General features: G+C 71.7%; 14 protein-coding genes and 2 pseudogenes. 8 read left to right on the top strand and 8 right to left on the bottom strand.

Annotated elements, in window-relative coordinates:
- The 3 genes from asnB to Q1N79_RS11645 all read right to left on the bottom strand — a co-directional run.
- The coding region (asnB, locus tag Q1N79_RS11655; RefSeq protein ID WP_300608171.1) for an asparagine synthase (glutamine-hydrolyzing) at positions 1-1,823 on the bottom strand (1,823 nt) is incomplete at its 3' end.
- A gap of 21 nt (positions 1,824-1,844) precedes the next feature.
- Entirely contained in the window at positions 1,845-2,630 is a 786-nt protein-coding gene (locus Q1N79_RS11650) for an SDR family NAD(P)-dependent oxidoreductase (protein ID WP_300608168.1), read from the bottom strand.
- 48 nt (positions 2,631-2,678) lie between these two features.
- On the bottom strand, positions 2,679-3,989 hold the full coding sequence (locus tag Q1N79_RS11645; RefSeq protein ID WP_300608177.1) for a lysine 2,3-aminomutase: 1,311 nt from the start codon (positions 3,987-3,989) through the stop codon (positions 2,679-2,681).
- A gap of 646 nt (positions 3,990-4,635) precedes the next feature.
- Here Q1N79_RS11645 and plsX point away from each other — a divergent pair.
- The 3 genes from plsX to Q1N79_RS11630 all read left to right on the top strand — a co-directional run bounded on the left by plsX (position 4,636) and on the right by Q1N79_RS11630 (position 7,715).
- Complete coding sequence (gene plsX / locus Q1N79_RS11640) at positions 4,636-5,661, top strand: phosphate acyltransferase PlsX (protein ID WP_300608174.1); 1,026 nt, start codon at positions 4,636-4,638, stop codon at positions 5,659-5,661.
- A 39-nt stretch (positions 5,662-5,700) separates the two neighbouring features.
- The gene (argS, locus tag Q1N79_RS11635; RefSeq protein WP_300608166.1) at positions 5,701-7,437 is read left to right on the top strand and encodes an arginine--tRNA ligase; all 1,737 of its coding nucleotides are present in this window, start codon (positions 5,701-5,703) and stop codon (positions 7,435-7,437) included.
- 104 nt (positions 7,438-7,541) lie between these two features.
- Positions 7,542-7,715 (top strand): hypothetical protein, encoded by a 174-nt coding sequence (locus Q1N79_RS11630; protein ID WP_300608164.1) that lies wholly within the window; start codon positions 7,542-7,544, stop codon positions 7,713-7,715.
- 6 nt (positions 7,716-7,721) lie between these two features.
- Here the strand turns inward: Q1N79_RS11630 and Q1N79_RS11625 are convergent, their stop codons facing one another.
- The 3 genes from Q1N79_RS11625 to pdxH are packed head-to-tail and all read right to left on the bottom strand — an operon-like array spanning position 7,722 to position 11,469.
- Positions 7,722-10,046 carry a SpoIIE family protein phosphatase gene (locus Q1N79_RS11625; protein ID WP_300608162.1) on the bottom strand — a complete coding sequence of 775 codons (2,325 nt, stop codon included), beginning with the start codon at positions 10,044-10,046 and terminating at the stop codon, positions 7,722-7,724.
- 32 nt (positions 10,047-10,078) lie between these two features.
- Complete coding sequence (locus Q1N79_RS11620; RefSeq protein WP_300608159.1) at positions 10,079-10,801, bottom strand: metal-dependent transcriptional regulator; 723 nt, start codon at positions 10,799-10,801, stop codon at positions 10,079-10,081.
- 53 nt (positions 10,802-10,854) lie between these two features.
- Positions 10,855-11,469 (bottom strand): pyridoxamine 5'-phosphate oxidase, encoded by a 615-nt coding sequence (pdxH, locus tag Q1N79_RS11615; protein WP_300608156.1) that lies wholly within the window; start codon positions 11,467-11,469, stop codon positions 10,855-10,857.
- Between the two features lie 157 nt (positions 11,470-11,626).
- Here pdxH and Q1N79_RS11610 point away from each other — a divergent pair, with 157 nt between their 5' ends.
- From Q1N79_RS11610 to thpR, 3 genes and pseudogenes are all read left to right on the top strand, one after another.
- On the top strand, positions 11,627-12,736 hold the full coding sequence (locus Q1N79_RS11610; RefSeq protein WP_300608153.1) for a citrate synthase 2: 1,110 nt from the start codon (positions 11,627-11,629) through the stop codon (positions 12,734-12,736).
- 23 nt (positions 12,737-12,759) lie between these two features.
- A pseudogene (gene serC, locus Q1N79_RS11605) lies at positions 12,760-13,872 on the top strand (phosphoserine transaminase); the annotation flags it as partial.
- 170 nt (positions 13,873-14,042) lie between these two features.
- The gene (thpR, locus tag Q1N79_RS11600; protein ID WP_300608150.1) at positions 14,043-14,597 is read left to right on the top strand and encodes an RNA 2',3'-cyclic phosphodiesterase; all 555 of its coding nucleotides are present in this window, start codon (positions 14,043-14,045) and stop codon (positions 14,595-14,597) included.
- 203 nt (positions 14,598-14,800) lie between these two features.
- Here thpR and Q1N79_RS11595 read toward each other — a convergent pair whose 3' ends face one another.
- Complete coding sequence (locus Q1N79_RS11595) at positions 14,801-15,169, bottom strand: MarR family transcriptional regulator (RefSeq protein WP_367185061.1); 369 nt, start codon at positions 15,167-15,169, stop codon at positions 14,801-14,803.
- Positions 15,170-15,356: 187 nt separating this feature from the next.
- Between Q1N79_RS11595 and Q1N79_RS11590 the strand changes: the two genes are divergently transcribed.
- On the top strand, positions 15,357-15,716 hold the full coding sequence (locus Q1N79_RS11590; protein ID WP_300608144.1) for a DUF2530 domain-containing protein: 360 nt from the start codon (positions 15,357-15,359) through the stop codon (positions 15,714-15,716).
- Here the strand turns inward: Q1N79_RS11590 and Q1N79_RS11585 are convergent.
- Complete coding sequence (locus tag Q1N79_RS11585) at positions 15,620-16,504, bottom strand: DUF3027 domain-containing protein (protein WP_300608141.1); 885 nt, start codon at positions 16,502-16,504, stop codon at positions 15,620-15,622. The two genes, Q1N79_RS11590 and Q1N79_RS11585, sit on opposite strands and share 97 nt — an antisense overlap.
- Before the next feature lie 101 nt (positions 16,505-16,605).
- On the opposite strand from Q1N79_RS11585, the pseudogene Q1N79_RS11580 reads away from it, so the two are divergent.
- A pseudogene (locus Q1N79_RS11580) lies at positions 16,606-17,398 on the top strand (MFS transporter); the annotation flags it as partial.

Genomic DNA, 17,398 nt, shown 5'->3' with positions numbered 1-17,398 from the left:
GAGAACACCACGAGCGCCCACAGCTGGCGCCATGACGCTTCCGGGTCGTCGGCCCTGAACCGGCGCAGCACGTCGAGCACGGCGCGCTTGTCGAGCCATTCCTCGGTCCTGGCCTCGCGGATCACCTGCTCGGCGTAACCAGACAGCTCACCGTGGAACCAGTGGCCTATCGGCACCGGAAAACCCAGCTTCCTGCGCTCGGCCGCCAGCTGCGGAAGCAACCCCCCTATCGCCTCCCTGAGCGCGAACTTAGTCGTCCCCGCGGCCGTCTTCTCCGCCCTGGCCAGCCGGCTGGCGACCGCCATCACCTCCCGGTCAAGGAACGGTGCCCGCAGCTCAAGACCGTGCGCCATCGTGGCGCGATCGGCCTTGACCAGGATGTCGCCGGGCAGCCAGGTGTTGATGTCGACGAGCTGCATGGTGGCGACGTCGTCCAGCCCGGCCTCGGCGGCCTGGTCGAATAGCGGACCGGTCACGTCGTAGACGGTGCCGCCGCCATACCGGGTGAGGACGTCCACGTCATCGGCGGCGAACACGTGCGCGTTGCCGATGTACCGGTCGCGCAGCGGCGTCGCGATCCGGTTCAGCAGCCCTCTGCCGCGCTGTCCCGGTGGCAGCCGGGCGGCGAGCGCCCCGGCCGACGAGCGTCCCCAGGTCGGCAGCTGGCGCGCGGCCCGGACCACGCCAGGCTGGTAGTACACGCCGTACCCGCCGAACAACTCGTCCGCGCCCTCGCCGGAGAGCACCACCTTGACGTGCCGACGTGCCTCCCTGGCGACGAACCACAGCGGGATCGCGGCCGCGTCCGCCATCGGGTCGTCCAGGTGCCAGATAATCTGCGGCAGCCGGGCGGCGAACTCTGCCGCCGTGATCACGTAGGGCACGGACTTGAGCCCGAGCGCCGCCGCCGTTTCCTGGGCCTGCTCGATCTCGCTGTACCCCGACCAGGCGAACCCCGCGGTGAACGTGAGCATGCCCGGCCGGGCCTGCGCGGCAAGCGCGCAGATCGTCGCCGAGTCCACGCCGCCGGACAGGAACGCTCCGACCGGGACGTCGCTGCGCAGGTGGGCGGCGACCGAGTCCCGCAGCGCGGCGAGGATCCGCTCGGGGGTGTCCGCCGAGGGCGACTTGGCCGGCCGCAGTACCGCCCGCCAGTAGCGGAACACGTCGACCGGCCCGCCCGGCCTGGCGGTCATGAAGTGCCCGGGCGGCAGTGACCGCACCGGTGGTGTCATCGTCCCCGGCGGCGGAACGTACTGGAAGGACAGGTACCTGCGCAGCGCGTCAGGGTCGATCACCGAGACCTCTCCCGGGCCTGCCAGGGCCTTGCGCTCGGAGGCGAACCTGAGCTGCCTGCCGCCTTCGGCCAGCGTGTAGTACAGCGGCTTCATGCCGAACGGGTCCCGGGCGCAGAACAGCTCCCCGTTCCGCGTGTCCCAGATGGCGAAGGCGTACATGCCGCGCAGCCGCCGCAGCGCGTCCCTGCCATCGGCGGCATAAGTCTCAAGCAGGACCTCGGAGTCCGATCCGCCGCGCAGCTGCACGCCACGCGCCCGCAGCTGCTCTGCCAGCTCGGCCTGGTTGTAGATCTCGCCGTTGTAGACCATCCAGAAGCGGCCGTCGGCGGACCGCATGGGCTGGTGCCCGCCCGCGGAGGGGTCCATGACCGCCAGGCGCCTGGCAGCCAGCGCGATGCGGCCGTCGGAGAACACGCCCTCGTCGTCCGGCCCTCTGTGCGCCACACGGCGCGCCGCGCGGACGGCCCAGTCCGCGTCCGGCCTGGTCTCCTCCGCGAGCGCTAGGCAGCCAGCGATCCCCGACATGCGACCCTACGGCCGGAAGCGTCACTTGGGCTGGAACCGGATGCCGCCGTCGAGGCGGACGACCTCCGCGTTCACGTAGTCGTTCTCGATGAGCGCGCACACGAGGCGCCCGAACTCCTCCGGCCGTCCCAGCCGCTTCGGGAAGACCACGGGAGCAGCCAGCCTGGCGAGGAACTCCTCGGCATCACGGCCGGTGCCTGCGATGCTCTTGTAGATCGGCGTGTGGATAACGCCCGGGCAGATCGTGTTCACCCGCACCCCGACAACCGACAGGTCGCGCGCCGCGGGCACCGTCATCCCGATGATCCCGCCCTTGGACGCCGAATAGGCGAGCTGACCGGTCTGGCCTTCGATGCCGGCCACCGACGATGTGTTGATGATCACACCACGCTGCCCGTCGGCATCGGCGGGTTCGGTTTGGGCCATCGCCGCCGCAGCCAGCCGGATCAGGTTGAAGGTACCGGTCAGGTTGACCGCGATGACCTTCTGGAAACTGGCCAGGGCATGCGGCGCGCCCGCCCTGTTGACCGTGCGCTCGGCCCAGCCGATGCCAGCGCAGCTCACCGCCACCCGCAGCGGCCGGCCAGCCGTAGCCGCGGCGGTCACCGCCTCGCGGACCGACTCCTCGTCTGTCACGTCCGTCCTGGCGAAGTGCCCGCCGATGTCCGCGGCGACCTCCTTGCCCCGGTCCTCATTGACGTCAGCGACGAGGACCTGCGCCCCGGCGCGCGCCAGCGCTCTCGCGGTGGCCTCCCCGAGACCGCTCGCCGCACCGGTGACGATCGCGGCTGTTCCGTTCAGTTCCATGGCCGGAGCATACTTCGCCCCGCCGCCCGCCGGGCAGCCCTGGCCGGGTCAGCAGGCGGGCTCGACAAGCTCGTCCGGCCAGGTGCCCGGCAGCCCGCCCGCGCCGGACCCGAACTCCTCGTCCTCGAAGGGGAACCTGTCAGCGAACGCAGGCTCCAGGTCGGTGAGCCAGGTAGCCAGCGGGTCGAACATGGCAAAGAACGGCCTGCCGACCAGCGAGGGGTCTCGCGCCTGCAGCATCCGCAGCACGAACACGCGCGCGCCGGCCACCTCGGCGATCCCGTCCACGCACACCTTGCCAGGGGTGGCCGACATGGACGGTCCCCTGACCGAGCGGCACAGGCCGGAGACGCCTGCGTACGCGTCGCGGAACACCTGATGCGCACGAGCCAAGGGCACCGCGAAGTAGTCCCGCGGGCCCGTGTCGCGTTCCACGAACATGTAGTAGGGGACCATTCCCGCGCGCACCTGGCTCCGCCACATGGACGCCCAGGTGTCGGCCGTGTCGTTGACGGAGCGGATCAGCGGGGCCTGCGTGCGGATCACCGCCCCGGTGTCACGGACCCGGCGGACCGCCTCGGCGGCGACCTGAGGTTCGAACTCACGCGGGTGCGAGTAGTGCGCCATCAGCGCCAGGGTCCTGCCGGTCCCGACCACATCGGCGAAGAGCCTGAGCGTGGCGTCCGCGTCCGCGTCGGTGACGTAGCGGTGCGGCCAGTAGCCCAGCGACTTGGTCCCGATCCTGATCGACTCGATGTGGTCCAGGGACGGGTCGAGCAGCGGCTGGACGTAGCGCCGCAGCACGGCGGCGCTCATGATCATCGGATCCCCGCCCGTGATGAGGACGCTGGTCACCTCGCGGTGCTTGCGCAGGTACGCCACGAGCGTGTCGACCTGGTCCGTTGCCATCTTCAGCTCTGGCTCATCGACGAACTGCGCCCAGCGGAAGCAGTACGTGCAGTACGCATGGCACGTCTGGCCCTGCTTCGGGAAGAAGAGCACCGTCTCCGGGTATTTGTGCTGCAGCCCGGGCAACGGCCTGCCGTCCAGGCTCGGGGCGTTGAGGACCAGTTGCCCCGCCGGGTGCGGGTTGAGCCGCATCCGGATCTCATGCGCGGCCGCGTGCACCAGCCGTTCCGGCGCGCCCTCGCGCAGCAGGCTCGCCATCCGGTCAACGTCGTCGCGCGGCAGCATGTCGGGCTGCGGGAACACCAGGCGGTACATCGGATCGGCTGGGGCCGCGTCCCAGTCGACGAGCTCATCGACGACATAGGAGTTGGTGCGGAACGGGAGCACCGTGGCCACCGCCCGGACCGCGAGCCGGTCGGCCTCACCGAGCCCGGCCCGGCGCGCGAGCATGTCCAGGTGCCGGGCGCCATAGGCCCGGTACCTGCCCGTGGCCGCTAGCGGCGCCGGCACCACCTGCTGGATGTCAGTCAACCGTCCTCTCCTTCCATCCGGCCGGCCGGCTGCCCCGCCATGCGGAAACGGTCCGCGCACCCGTTTCCCACTGCCCAAGATCCGCCTGTTGTCACACGCCGGGCCGTCGAAGTTACACGTGATTAAACTCTTGTTACTTTTACGTCTCGGGATTCGATCGAGTTCCCGTTATATCCTTCCAGTAACAAGATCAATACCTAAAGTGACGCCCTGGCCGGCCGCCGGGACGGCGGGGCACGGAGAAGACGCCGAGCAGGCAGCGAGAAGGCGCCGAGAATGGGCGCGTGACGGGCCGCGCGGAGCTGGCCTGCGCAACTGGCCCGGGCAATGGGCGGATAGCCTGGTCGCAACTTGGGATAATGACACGGCAAGCCGTTCATGCGTGGCCGCAGTTGGGGCCCACGGAACAGGGAAGGGCCCCGGGGAAAACGTGAGCCATGTGCCGCCGGGCCCCGCCGACGCCCCGAACTCGGCGACAGGGACCGCAGCGAGCGACCAGCCCGCGCCGGCCGGCGGGCTGCTGGCGGTCGGCCCCGCCGCCGAGCCGGTGATAGCGGTGGATGCGATGGGCGGGGACTACGCGCCAGAGGAGATCGTCGCCGGGGCGCTGGCGGCGCAGCGCGAGCACGGCGTGACCACCCTGCTGACCGGGCCGCCCGCGCGGCTGCGCCCGGTGATCGCCAAGCTCGGCGCCGGCTCGGAACTTCGGGTGGTGCCCGCCGAGGACATCGTGGGCATGGACGAGGGCGCGCTGGCCGGCTTCCGGCGGCCCCGGTCCAGCATCGCCGTCGCCTGCCAGCTCGTCAGGCGCGGCCAGGCAACCGCGGTCGTGTCGGCCGGGTCGACCGGCGCGATCGTGGCGAGCGCACGGCAGCGCCTGCTGCCGCTGCCCGGGGTGCCCCGCCCGGGGCTCGCCGTCGTGCTGCCCACGCACCCGAAGCCGACGGTGCTCATCGACGCCGGCGCCACCGCCGACCCCAAGCCGGAGATGCTCGTGCAGTTCGGGCAGCTCGGCGCGGCGTACGCGCAGATCGCCCTGGGCACCGCGGCGCCGAGGGTCGGCCTGCTGACGATCGGCGCGGAGCCGGGCAAAGGCAACATGCTGACCAGGCGGGCGCACGAGCTGCTGGCCGCCGAGCCGCAGCACGGCGCGCTGCCGCTCGGCTTCGCCGGCAACGTTGAAGGCGGCGACCTGATGGCAGGCGCGGTCGACGTGATCGTCACCGACGGCTTCACAGGCAACGTGGCGCTGAAAACCCTCGAGGGATCGATGCGGTTCGCGGCGGCCGAACTCCGCTCCGCGCTGACCGCCACCCGCGCCGCGCGGGTCGGCGCGCTGCTGCAGCGGCGCGGGCTGCGCGAGCTGACCAGCAGGCTGGACTCAGAGACCTACGGCGGCGCGGCGCTGCTCGGGCTCGGCGGCACCGTGGTGATCGCGCACGGCGCGTCCACTGCCCGCGCCGTCAGCGCGGCCTGCGCGCTCGCCGCGAACCTGGCCCGCGGCGACATCACCGAGAAGATACGGGAGCGGATCGGCGTGACCGGAGAACGGCGCGGCACCCACTTCCTGCGCCGGGACCGCGAGCGGTAGGCGGCCCGCCGCCGCGCGGTGTCCGGATAGGCTATGGCCATGCCAGATCCCCAGCAGGTCCTCGCCGCCCGGGTACGCGACGCGCTCGGCGCGGCGCTCGGCGCGGACTACGCAAGCGCGGACCCGCTGATCCGGCCGTCGGCATTCGCGGACTTCCAGTCCAACGCGGCGCTGCCGCTCGCCAGGAAGCTGGGCAGGCCGCCGCGCGACATCGCCAGCGAGATCGTCGGCCGCCTGGAGGCCGGCGACATCTGCGCCCCGCCCACGGTCAGCGGTCCCGGCTTCATCAACTTCACGCTGCGCGAGGAGTGGATCGCCGGGTCCATCACCGGCCTGCTCGCCGACCCGAGGCTGGGGACACCGCTGGCCGACCCGCCGCGGACCGTCATCGTCGAGTACTCCTCGCCGAACATCGCCAAGGAGATGCACGTCGGGCACCTGCGCACCACGATCGTGGGAGACGCGATCGCCCGCGTGATCGAGTTCGCCGGCCACCACGTCATCAGGGACAACCACGTGGGGGACTGGGGAACGCAATTCGGGATGCTCATCGAGTACCTGTTCGAGATAGGCGAGGAGGCTCCCGAGGCACAGCTGCTGCGCACGGACCCGAACACCTTCTACCAGTCGGCACGCACCAGGTTCGACTCCGACCCGGACTTCGCGGACCGGTGCAGGGACCGCGTGGTCAAGCTCCAGTCCGGGGGCGACCCCGCGACGCAGCGGCTGTGGGACGAGTACATGGAGCTGTCCAGGCAGTACCTGCGTGACATCTACGCGCTGCTGCGGGTCACGCTGACCGACGACGACATCCGCGGCGAGTCGTTCTACAACGACATGCTCGGCGACGTCGCCGCCGACCTGACCGCCAAGGGCCTGGCGGTGCTGAGCGAGGGCGCGCTGTGCGTGTTCCCGCCGGGCTTCACCGGGCGTGACGGCGGCCCGCTGCCGGTCATCATCCGCAAGCGCGACGGCGGCTACAACTACTCGACAACCGACCTGGCGACCGTGCGGTACCGGGTGGACAAGCTCCACTGCGACCGCGCGATCTACGTGGTCGGATCGGACCAGGCGCTGCACTTCCGGATGGTCTTCGCGGTCGCCAGGGAGGCGGGCTGGCTGGCCGCGGACGCCGACTTCGAGCACGCGCAGATCGGGATGGTGCAGGGCACCGACGGGAACCGGCTGCGCACCAGGGAAGGCGACACGGTGAAGCTGAGCGCGCTGCTCGCCGAGGGGGTCGACCGGGCCCGGGCCATTCTCAGCGAGATCGACGGGCTGGACGCCGCGGCGAAGGACGAGATCGCCGAGGACGTCGGGATCGGCGCGATCAAGTACGCGGACCTGTCGACCGCGCTGGACAGCGCGTACATCTTCGACTGGGACCGGATGATCTCGTTCCGCGGCAACACCGGGCCGTACCTGCAGTACGCGACGACCAGGATCCGGTCCATCTTCCGCAAGGCAGGAATCGACGAGGCCGGCCTGCGCGGCCCCGTCGTGGTGACCGCGCCCGCCGAGCGTGAACTGGCGCTGAAGCTGCTCGGCTTCGGGGCGGCCGTCACCGGCGTCGCCGAGACCGCCGAGCCGCACCGGCTGTGCGCGTACGTTTTCGAGGTGGCCAGCCTGTTCACCGCTTTCTACGAGCAGTGCCCGGTCCTGAAGGCCGACGACGAACAGACGCGGCAAGCCCGGCTCGCCCTGTGCGCCGCCACGCTGCGGGTGCTGACCGCGGGGCTCGGCCTGCTCGGCGTGCCCATCCCCGAGCGGATGTAGCCGGCTCGTCCGTGTCGGCGCGCGACGAATCGCCCTGGTTGCCGTAGTCTCAGTTGCAGACGGATCGCGCACCGGCGGCGCCCGGGCGGGCGCAGGAGGCGGACATGTACAGCGGACTCATCCTGCTGGTGCTCGTCGGCATCGGGGTGGCGTGGCTGTGGACGCGCGGCCGCCGCCGCCTTGGCCTGCCGGTAACGGGCAAGCACTGGGGCGCGGTCATCATCATCTTCGTCGTGATCATGGTCCTGGCCTACGGGGCGAGTCACACGGCGCACTGAGGACGGTCAGCCGTCCTTCCCGTCCAGCGGGATCTCGAACCAGACCGCCTTGCCCTCCGGCGTGGGCCGTGACCCCCAGCGGGTAGCGAGCTGCTCGACCAGGTACAGGCCGCGGCCGCCCTCGTCGGTCGCCCGCGCGGTGCGCAGCCTGGGCAGCCGCAGGTCCGGGTCGAACACCTCCGCCCACACGACCTCCGCGCCGCGGCGCAGGCGGAGCGCGAACTCGCGGGGGCGGTGCGGGGCCGCCTGGTGCCCGACCGGGTTCTCCCACGCCTGGGCGGCGATGGCCGACACGGCCGCCGGCCACGCGCTGGACAGCGCGGCGGGCACCTGGGCGGCGACGGGCACCAGCGGGTCGATCTCTACCTCGAGCCTGCGGCCCGCCGGGCTCGGCGTCCCCGCCGCGTGCAGCACCGCGTTCGTCACCACCTCGGACACAAGCAGGCAGGCGAGGTCGGCCTGCTCAGGATCCATGTGCCACGAGGCGAACGTCGCGGCGGCGAGGCGGCGCGCCTCCGAGACCATGATCGGCTCGGCGGGGAAGGTACGCGCGACCGAGGCGAGGTCCGCCGGCGAGGAGCGGAGCACGAGGATCGCCATGTCGTCGTCGATGTCCCCCGGAACGGCGTTCTCGGCGGCGAGGGCGAGCGCGCTCGCGACCCCCGTCCCCGTGGCACGGCCGCCGGTGTCGGCGGCGCCGCTGCCCGCCGCGGCCAGGATGGCGTCCCGCAGCATGGCGACCGCCTCGGCCTCCGTGTAGTGACCGGAGCCGTCCGCCCTGGTCCGCCGGTCGGTCAGCCCGTCGGTGTACAGCACGAGGGCGGCGCCGGGGGGAAGCTTGACCGTCTGTTCCTTGTAGGTGGGCAGGCCGCGGATGCCCCGGCCGCGCACGCCGAGCAGCACGCCCTTGTGCCGGACCTCCAGCGGCCTGACCAACCCGCCCGCGGCCAGCAGCGGTGCGGCGTGACCCGCGTTCGCGAACGTCAGCTCGCGGGACCAGGCGTCGTAGATGAGGTAGATGCAGCTGACCGTGGGCGGGTCGCCGCCGGCCCCGACCGGGGCGGTGGACCTGACCCACTCGTCGAGCTTGCGCATGATGTCGGCCGGCGCCTTCTCGTCCTGGGCGTAGGCGCGCAGCGCGGCACGCAGCTGTCCCATGGTGGCCGCCGCCCGGGGGCCGCGACCCTCCACGTCCCCGATCACCATCCCGACCCGGCCGGCCGCCAGCGGGATGATGTCGTACCAGTCGCCGCCCACCTGCGTCTGGATCCCCTGCCCTTGCGTTTCCAGCGGCTTGGCCGGCACGTAGCGGAACGCCACCTCGAGGCCGTCGAGCTCGGGAACCTCCTGCGGCAGCAGGCTCTGCTGGAAGGCGAGCGCGGTCTGCCGCTCGGCCTCGAACAGCATGGCGTTGTCGATGGCGACGGCCACCCGGCTGGCTATGGCGCCGATCAGGTCCCCGTCGGACAGGTCGTAATGCGGGTCAGGGCGGTCCGTGAGCCTGGACAGGGCCAGCGACATCACGCCGAGCAGCTCGCCGCGCGCGTAGAGCGGGGACGCCAGAACCGAGGTAAGCCCGGCCTGGTCGGCCGCGGACATGGACTCCTCGCTCGGCGCCGGGTAGTACTCGGCGTGCAGGTCGGGAACGACGATGGTCTCAAGCCGCGCCATCGCCTGCTGCATGAAGTGACCCGGCGGGTAATGGATGGGCTCGCCGACGCAGGCCCAGGTTCCCGGCGGCGGCTCCCACCCGCCGGCATGCGTCTGCGCCCGCCTGATGAGCTTGTCGCCGCTGAACAGGTCGATGAAACAGTGGTCGGCGAACTGGGGCACGAGGATCTGCGCGACCTGCCGCAGTGTCGCGTCGAGTTCAAGCGACCCCGCCAGCCGCTCGCCGACGCGCTCGAGCAGCCGTAGCCTGTCCTGCTCGCGCTGGGCATCCCGGCGGCCCGCCGTGGTGAGCATGACCACCATGCCGTCGATGTCGCCGGACGGGCGCCGCCACGGCACCGCGAGCACGCGGACGAAGACCAGGCTGCCGTCCCCGCGGGTGCCCGTGAACGTGCCTTCCCAGGACATTCCGCCCAGCACCTGGCGGGACAGGTCCTCCGCCTTCGCCAGGTCCCCGTCGGGCATGAACCCGAGCGCGTGGATCGGCTTCCCTGCCAGGTCGCAATCCGGACCGCGGAGCCGGAGCAGCTTCGGCACGTACTCGTTGGCGAACCGCACGTTGCCCTGCCGGTCAGCGAGAATGACCCCGATCTCCGCCTGGCGCAGGACAAGCTCGGCCGGCACGTACGAGCCGAAGGCGCCCTCGTTCCAGCGCGTCATTCTCACGCTCCGGTCACTGAACGGATCCCTGGTCACTCCCTGGACACGAACACATGAGAGGCAACCTCGTCAGGGAGATCGGCTGGCGCCACGTCATCCGCGCCCTCCTCGCCGCACACCCGGACACCACCTTCGACCGCCCCGAGCAACACCTCGCGTCCGGGTTGTATCCCGGCCTGCTTCAGTTTAAGCATCAGGACAAGGTCACTTTGTACGTGTTCCGTAATCCGCGTGACAGTAGCCCGCACCGCCCCAGGGGCCTCCCTGACTGCGTCGGTCATTGCCTCGTCCGGCCCGGCCTGGCCGGCGGCCGGCGCGTCGGGCTGCCCGGCGGCTAGCTCCGCAAGCCCCGGAATGAGGTTGCCGTGCGGGCAGCGATCGGGGTGGCCGAGCAGTTCGTAAAGCCGTCGCTCGACGCTCTCGGAAATCACGTGCTCCCACCGGCACGCCTCGATGTGCACCTCCTCCCAGGGCAGCTTGATGACGCTGACGAGCAGGCACTCGGCCAGCCTGTGCTTGCGCATGACCCGCACCGCCAGCGCCCGCCCGGTCTCGCTCAGCGCAAGCTGGCGGTCACCGGCCACGTGCAGCAGCCCGTCCCGCTCCATCCGGGCCACCGTCTGGCTGACCGTCGGGCCGGACTGGGAGAGCCGCTCCGCGATCCGGGCTCGCAGCGGGACGATGCCTTCCTCTTCCAGTTCGAAAACCGTGCGGAGATACATCTCCGTCGTGTCGATAAGGCCATGGGCAGTCACTGAACTTCCTCCTGACTGCGATGCTACGTGCTCGCGCCACCATCGCCTGGCGGCTACGGCGACAGCCGCTCGACCACCCAGCCGTCCGGCGAACCGGAACGCCGGTACCGCAGCCGGTCATGCAGCCGGCTTGGCCGTGACTGCCAGAACTCAACGCTCTCGGGAACGATCAGGAACCCGCCCCAGAAGTCGGGCATCGGCACCTGCGTCCCCTCGGGCCACCGCGCGGACAGCGCGGCCACCCGGTCGTCAAGCTCCGCGCGCGATGCCAGCACCCGGGACTGGCGGCTGGCCCACGCGCCGACCTGCGACCCGTGCGGCCGCGAGTGGAAATACGGCTCGCTGTCCGCCGTGGACAGCGGCCGCACGCTGCCCTCCACGGTCACCTGGCGGCCAAGGCCGTACCAGGGAAAGACGGCGCAACACCGCGGATCCGACGCTAGGTCCGCGCCCTTGCGCGAGGTACGGTTGCTGTAGAAGGTGAAACCGCTGACATCATGGGCCTTGAGCAGCACAGTCCGCGCGTGGGGCCGCTCTCCCATAGTGGCCAGCACCATCGCGGTCGGCTCAGGCAACCCAGCCGACACTGCCTCGCCGAGCCAGTAGGCGAACTGCTTCATCGGGCAGGCGTCGAGCATCTCCGGCGTTAGCTGCCGCGTCGTGTCCATGGGTAATCATCCTCACAAGCCGTGGGGCTGTCGCAACCCGGGCCAAGAACGTTCGGTGAACCGGCGGCCCGGGCGCACATGCCGGCTGGCCTGCCAGCAGGAAAGAAATGCGCCGCTTGCCCTACCGCGCCCCCTACCGGGAGGAGAGGTACGACAGATGTCCGACTTCAAGCCTGGTCTCGAAGGCGTTGTGGCCTTCGAGACCGAAATCGCCGAACCCGACAAAGAAGGCGGCTCGCTCCGGTACCGCGGCGTGGACATCGAAGAGCTCGCCGGGCACGTGTCGTACGGCCACGTGTGGGGGCTGCTCGTCGACGGCGCGTTCAACCCGGGCCTGCCGACCGCGGGGCCGTACGAGCTTCCCGCCCACTCAGGCGACGTCCGCGTGGACGTGCAGAGCGCGGTCGCGACGCTCGCCCCCGCCTGGGGACTGCGCCCGCTGTTCGACATCGGCCCGGGGCAGGCGCGCGACGACCTCGCCCGGGTCGCGGTGCAGATGCTGTCGTTCGTCGCCCAGTCCGCCCGTGGCACGGGCCTGCCGCCGGTTCCGCAGCACCGCGTGGACGAGGCCAGGACGGCGGCCGAGGCCTTCCTGATCCGCTGGCGCGGCGAACCCGACCCGCGGCACGTCAAGGCCCTCGACGCGTACTGGGTGAGCGCAGCAGAACACGGGATGAACGCGTCCACCTTCACCGCCCGCGTGATCGCCTCTACCGGCGCCGACGTCGCGGCGGCCATGTCCGGCGCGGTCGGCGCGCTGTCTGGCCCGCTGCACGGCGGCGCGCCTGCCCGGGTGCTGCACATGATCGAAGAGGTGGAGCGCACCGGCGACGCGGCAGGCTACGTGCGGTCGGTGCTCGACCGCGGGAACCGGCTGATGGGCTTCGGGCACCGGGTGTACCGGGCCGAGGATCCGCGCGCTCGGGTGCTGCGGCGCACCGCCAAGGAACTGGGCGCGCCGCGCTACGAGGTCGCGATCGCGCTGGAGAACGCCGCGCTCGCCGAGCTTCGCGCCCGCAGGCCGGACCGGGTGCTCGAGACCAACGTCGAGTTCTGGGCCGCGATCGTGCTCGACTTCGCCGAGATCCCCGCGGACATCACGCCCTCGATGTTCACCTGCGCGCGGACCGCCGGATGGTCGGCGCACATCCTGGAGCAGAAGCTGACCGGCCGGCTCGTCCGCCCGTCCGCCCGCTACATCGGCCCGTCCGCGCGCCCGGTCAGGGAGATCCCGGGCGCCGCTGACGTCGTTGACCGCGACGTGTAGGCTCCCGGGGCTAGCATGAGCGGGTGACCCGGATAGTCATTCCTGACCACCTCAAGCCGGCGGACGGCCGGTTCGGCAGCGGCCCCGCCAAGGTTCGCCCCGAGCAGGCCGCCGCGCTCGCGACCGCGCCAGAGCTCGGCACCTCGCACAGGCAGGCGCCGGTGCGGGCCGTAGTCAAACGGGTCCGCAGCGGCCTGGCTGATCTTTTCGCTCTTCCGAACGGGCACATGGTGGCTCTCGGCAACGGCGGTACTACCGCGTTCTGGGACGCCGCCGCGTTCGGTCTGGTGCGGGACAAGTCGCAACACCTTGCGTTCGGCGAGTTCTCGGCGAAGTTCGCCACGGTCACCACGCGCGCACCGTGGCTGGCGGCGCCGACGGTCATCTCGTCCGAGCCCGGCACCCACCCGCTGCCGCGCGGCGAGGCCGGGGCCGACGCCTACGCGCTCACCCACAACGAGACCTCGACAGGAGTCTGGATGCCGGTCCGCCGCCCGGCGGGCGCCGACGACGGGTCGCTCGTGCTCGTGGACGCGACAAGCGGGGCGGGCGCGCTGCCCGTGGACCCCGCGGAGTTCGACGCGTACTACTTCGCCCCGCAGAAGGTGTTCGGGGCCGACGGCGGGCTGTGGATCGCGCTGCTGTCCCCCGCCGCGCAGGCGCGGATCGACGAGATCGCGGCAACCGGGCGGTACATCCCCGAGTTCCTCTCGCTGCGGATCGCGGTAGAGAACTCGGCCAGGGACCAGACCTACAACACGCCAGCGATATCGACCCTGCTGCTGCTCGCCGCGCAGCTCGACTGGCTGCTGGAAGCAGGCGGCCTGGCGTGGTCACAGTCGCGCACCGCTCGTTCGGCGAAAATTCTCTACGACTGGGCGGAACGGTCGGCCTACGCGGCACCGTTCGTGACCGACCCCGCCATGCGCTCACCGGTGGTGGGCACGATCGACTTCAGCGACGAGGTGAGCGCCGACGCGGTGGCCGGGGTGCTGCGGGACAACGGGATCGTGGACACCGAGTCCTACCGCAAGCTCGGCCGCAACCAGCTGCGGGTCGGCATGTTCCCTGCGGTCGACCCCGCCGACGTCGCCGCGCTGACCGGGTGCATCGACTACGTGGCCGAGCGGCTTGCCTTAGTGCGCGAGAGCGCCGGCTACCACCACGAGCACGAGCAGCCCGAGGACGGTGGGCAGCAGCCAGCGCGGGACTCGACTCACGGAGCAATGCTAGTCCGGGGGGACGACCCCGCTGCGCCCCCCGCATCGGGGGCTCCCGCCCCCCACACCCCCGGGGGGAGGGACCGGTGAGACTCTTCGTCGGGCTTGCCCCGCCGCCGGCGGTCCTCGACGACCTGGACGGGGCGTGCGCGCCGTTCCGCCCGCTCCGTGACGACCTGCGGTGGACCAGCCGGGACGCGTGGCACATCACGCTCGCATTCCTCGGCGAGGTCACGGACCTGAGCCTCACCCGGCTGCTGCCGCGGCTTGAGCGCGCCGCCCGGCGGCACCAGCCGTTCAGCCTGAACCTGGCCGGCGCCGGCGCGTTCCCGGGCGCCGCCAGGGCCAACGTGCTGTGGAGCGGGCTCAAGGGAGACCGCCGCGCGCTCGGCGAGCTGGCGGCCTCGGTCACCGCGGCCGCACGGCGGGCGGGCGCCGCCCCGCCAGATTCCGGGCGCCGCTACCAGCCGCACCTGACGCTGGCCAGGTGCCGCGCGCCGGCCGATGTGCGGACGATCGTGGACGGCCTCGAGGGGTACGCCGGGCCGCAGTGGCCGGCCGAAGAGATCTACCTCATCCGCAGCCTGCCCGGCGGCCAGCCGAGGTACGAGACGCTCGGGACATGGAAGTTGCGCTGTTAGCCCGGGGGGACGACCCCCCGGACCCCCCGGCTGCGGCTTAACGCCGCACCTGCTCCGGGGTGTGTGCGGCGGTGATTCCCGGGGGGACGACCATGCTAGCCCGGGTGGACGACCCCCCGGAACCCCCCGGCTGCGCCTTGACGGCGCACTTGCCGCACGGGTTCCTGCGGGGCGTTCACGACTGCTCAGGGTTCATGCGGGCGCTAGGACTGGCTGAGTTTCTCGAGGATGGGGGCGGCGGCGCGGAGGATGGCGCGTTCCTCTGGGGTTAGCTCCTGCAGGCGCTGGGCTAGCCAGGCCTCGCGGCGGCGGCGTACCCGGTTCACGAGCGCGCGGCCCTCCGCCGTCACGGTGAGGACCACCTGCCTGCGGTCGGTCGGGTGCGGTGCGCGCTGCACCAGGTTCCGCTCTTCAAGGACCGCGATCACCCGGGTCATCGAGGGAGGCTGCACCTTCTCGTGTTCCGCCAGTTCGCCAGGGGTCATCGCCTGGTGGCGGTCCAGCGCGGCAAGCGCGGCAAGCTGAATGTCGGAAAGGGCCGTTTCGGTCCCGCCGAGTCCGAGGCGCTCCACCCGCAGACGCCGTGCGAGCCTGCTAATCGAAATCCGCATCGCGGTTGCCAATCCCGCGTCCGACCGCGTACCTGCCTGAGGCATCCACCAAGTACATCACGTACGCGAAGCTCGCATAAGGCCGTGCGGCGCAACTGTGCCGCCGCGGGCTGGCAGCGCGCGGCGCGGAGCCGGTTAGCCTTGATGCGTGAGCGAGAACCGGCAGGTCAATCCCGGATCCGGGCGCATGGCGCCACCCCCGCCCCGAGAAGCGGACGACCGCCTTGTGACCGCGGTCATCACGGGCGCGTGGGCGGTCGCCCTCGTGGTCCTGCTGATCGCACGCGACGCGCTGCCCGCGGGATCGCGGTGGTGGCTGTGGACCTGCGCCGCCGGGCTGGTCATGGGGCTTTTCGGACTGTGGTACGTGCCGGTGCTCAAGCGCGGGCGGGCCCGGGTCGGCGCCGCGCGTCAGGTCTCGGCGTCTGACTCCGGGTACGTTTCGCGGGACAGCGGCTCGAAGACGGTCTCCTCGACCGAGACGCCAGGCAGTTCCACCAGGTCATAGCCGAACTCGTCGATCACGGGAGCGGTCGCCTGCGCCGCGGACCCGGCAAGCACGGCCTCCGAGTGCGCCCCGCAGCCGTGGTCGGCCGACACGACCCGGCCGTCGTCCGGGGCGAACGCGTTCCCGCAGGCACCGAAGAGGCGGCCAAGCCCGCCGCTGAGCGGAACGAAGAACCCGCAGCTCACGCAGTTGGCGGGAGCGGCGCGGGACAGCGGGGTCCGCGGCCCGTGCTCGCTTTCGTACCACCGCTCGGCGGTGTCGTCGCGGCCCCATCCGGACAGCACGCGAGACCGTCCCGGGGCGGGAAGTTCCGACGGCTCCTGCGGTCCGGCATCCGCGTCCTCCGCGTCCGTCCGCGGGCTGAACCAGTCGGTCACCGCGTCGTCGCCCTCCAGGACCGCCAGCGGCACCAGGCGCTCGTCGTCCGCGCTGGCCGGCAGCAGGTCGCCGATGCCGACGTCGCCCGGGCGCAGCCGCTCCTGCCAGGGCACCCAGGGCGGCGCGAGCAGGGCGTCAGGACCGGGCAGCAGGACGGTCTCATCCACCGTGACGACCTTGGAGCGCGGCGCGCGGGCCAGCGTGACGGCCCACCGCCATCCCGCGTACGCGGGATCGAGGGACTCGAAGAGCTGGATGACGACGCGATCGCCCGCGGCCTCGGCGGTTATGTGCCCGCCAACCAGGTCAGGGCTTATCCCCGCCTCGCCCGCCAGCGCCTGCCTGGCCAGGTCCACGGCTTCCGCGCAGATCTGATCGGGCTCCTTCGCGCGACTCCGGGTCGTGCTCACGACTACCAATTATCGCTCCTCTGGCGGTCCACCAGCCGTCCGGCGGCGCGTCCTTTCCCATGGGGGTCGTCGCATCGCCGCCGACCAAGAATACTGTGTACATGCGGATGTCCAATGCGCTGCGGCGAGCTGAAGACGCGGCAGTCGCGACTGGCCGCGCATTCAGGTCCGGCACGCAGGCCGGCGGAAGGGCGACCCGCAAGACGGGGCGAGCCGTGCACCGGATCACCGGCGCGCAGGGCATGGGCCGCACGGGCCTGGCCACCCTCATCGAGACGACGGCAACAAGCGGGGCCGCCGACGCGTTCGTCACGGTGGCGCTGGCGGGGACGATCTTCTTCAGCACGTCCGTGGACCAGGCGCGCGGCAAGGTCGTGCTCTTGCTCCTGATCACGATGGCGCCGTTCGCGGTCGTCGCGCCGTTCATCGGGCCGGCGCTCGACCGCATACAGCAGGGCCGTCGCTTCGTGCTCGCCGGCACGATGCTGGCCCGCGGCCTGCTGTGCTACGCGATGTCGGCCAATGTCGCCAACTCGGTGACGCTGCTGCCCGCCGCGTTCGGGATCCTCGTGCTGCAGAAGGCCGGCGGGGTCGTCAAGGCATCGGTCACGCCGCGGCTGCTGCCGGCCGAGATCACGCTGGTGACCGCCAACGCGCGGTCCGGGCTGATATCCCTCGCCACCTCCACGGCGGCGGCGGGCCTCGCCGCGGGCGTGCAGTACGTGGGGGGCGCCGCGTGGACGCTGCGGGTCGGCACCGTGATCTATCTGGGCGCGATGGCCCTCGCGCTGCGACTGCCCGAGCAGGTCGACATCCCGCCGGCCCCAGCGCCGGCCCCGGCTGCGGTCGCGCCCCGTGAGCCACGCCCGCGCCCGCCGCAGGACGGCCGGCCGG

Origin of the sequence: Trebonia sp. (assembly GCF_030042015.1) — a bacterium.
Classification (GTDB): Bacteria; Actinomycetota; Actinomycetes; order Streptosporangiales; family Streptosporangiaceae; genus Trebonia.
This window is presented reverse-complemented; position numbering and strand designations above follow the sequence as displayed.

Bases quoted from the DNA above. Each gene is read 5' to 3' on its own strand.
- Q1N79_RS11645 (WP_300608177.1), bottom strand. From the start codon at position 3,989: ATGCTCGCGCGCCGGGCCGGGCTCGGTGAGGCCGACCGGCTCGCGGTC.
- Q1N79_RS11610 (WP_300608153.1), top strand. From the start codon at position 11,627: ATGTCCGACTTCAAGCCTGGTCTCGAAGGCGTTGTGGCCTTCGAGACC.
- Q1N79_RS11630 (WP_300608164.1), top strand. From the start codon at position 7,542: ATGTACAGCGGACTCATCCTGCTGGTGCTCGTCGGCATCGGGGTGGCG.
- plsX (WP_300608174.1), top strand. From the start codon at position 4,636: ATGGGCGGGGACTACGCGCCAGAGGAGATCGTCGCCGGGGCGCTGGCG.
- Q1N79_RS11625 (WP_300608162.1), bottom strand. From the start codon at position 10,046: ATGACGCGCTGGAACGAGGGCGCCTTCGGCTCGTACGTGCCGGCCGAG.
- Q1N79_RS11650 (WP_300608168.1), bottom strand. From the start codon at position 2,630: ATGGAACTGAACGGAACAGCCGCGATCGTCACCGGTGCGGCGAGCGGT.
- pdxH (WP_300608156.1), bottom strand. From the start codon at position 11,469: ATGGACACGACGCGGCAGCTAACGCCGGAGATGCTCGACGCCTGCCCG.
- argS (WP_300608166.1), top strand. From the start codon at position 5,701: ATGCCAGATCCCCAGCAGGTCCTCGCCGCCCGGGTACGCGACGCGCTC.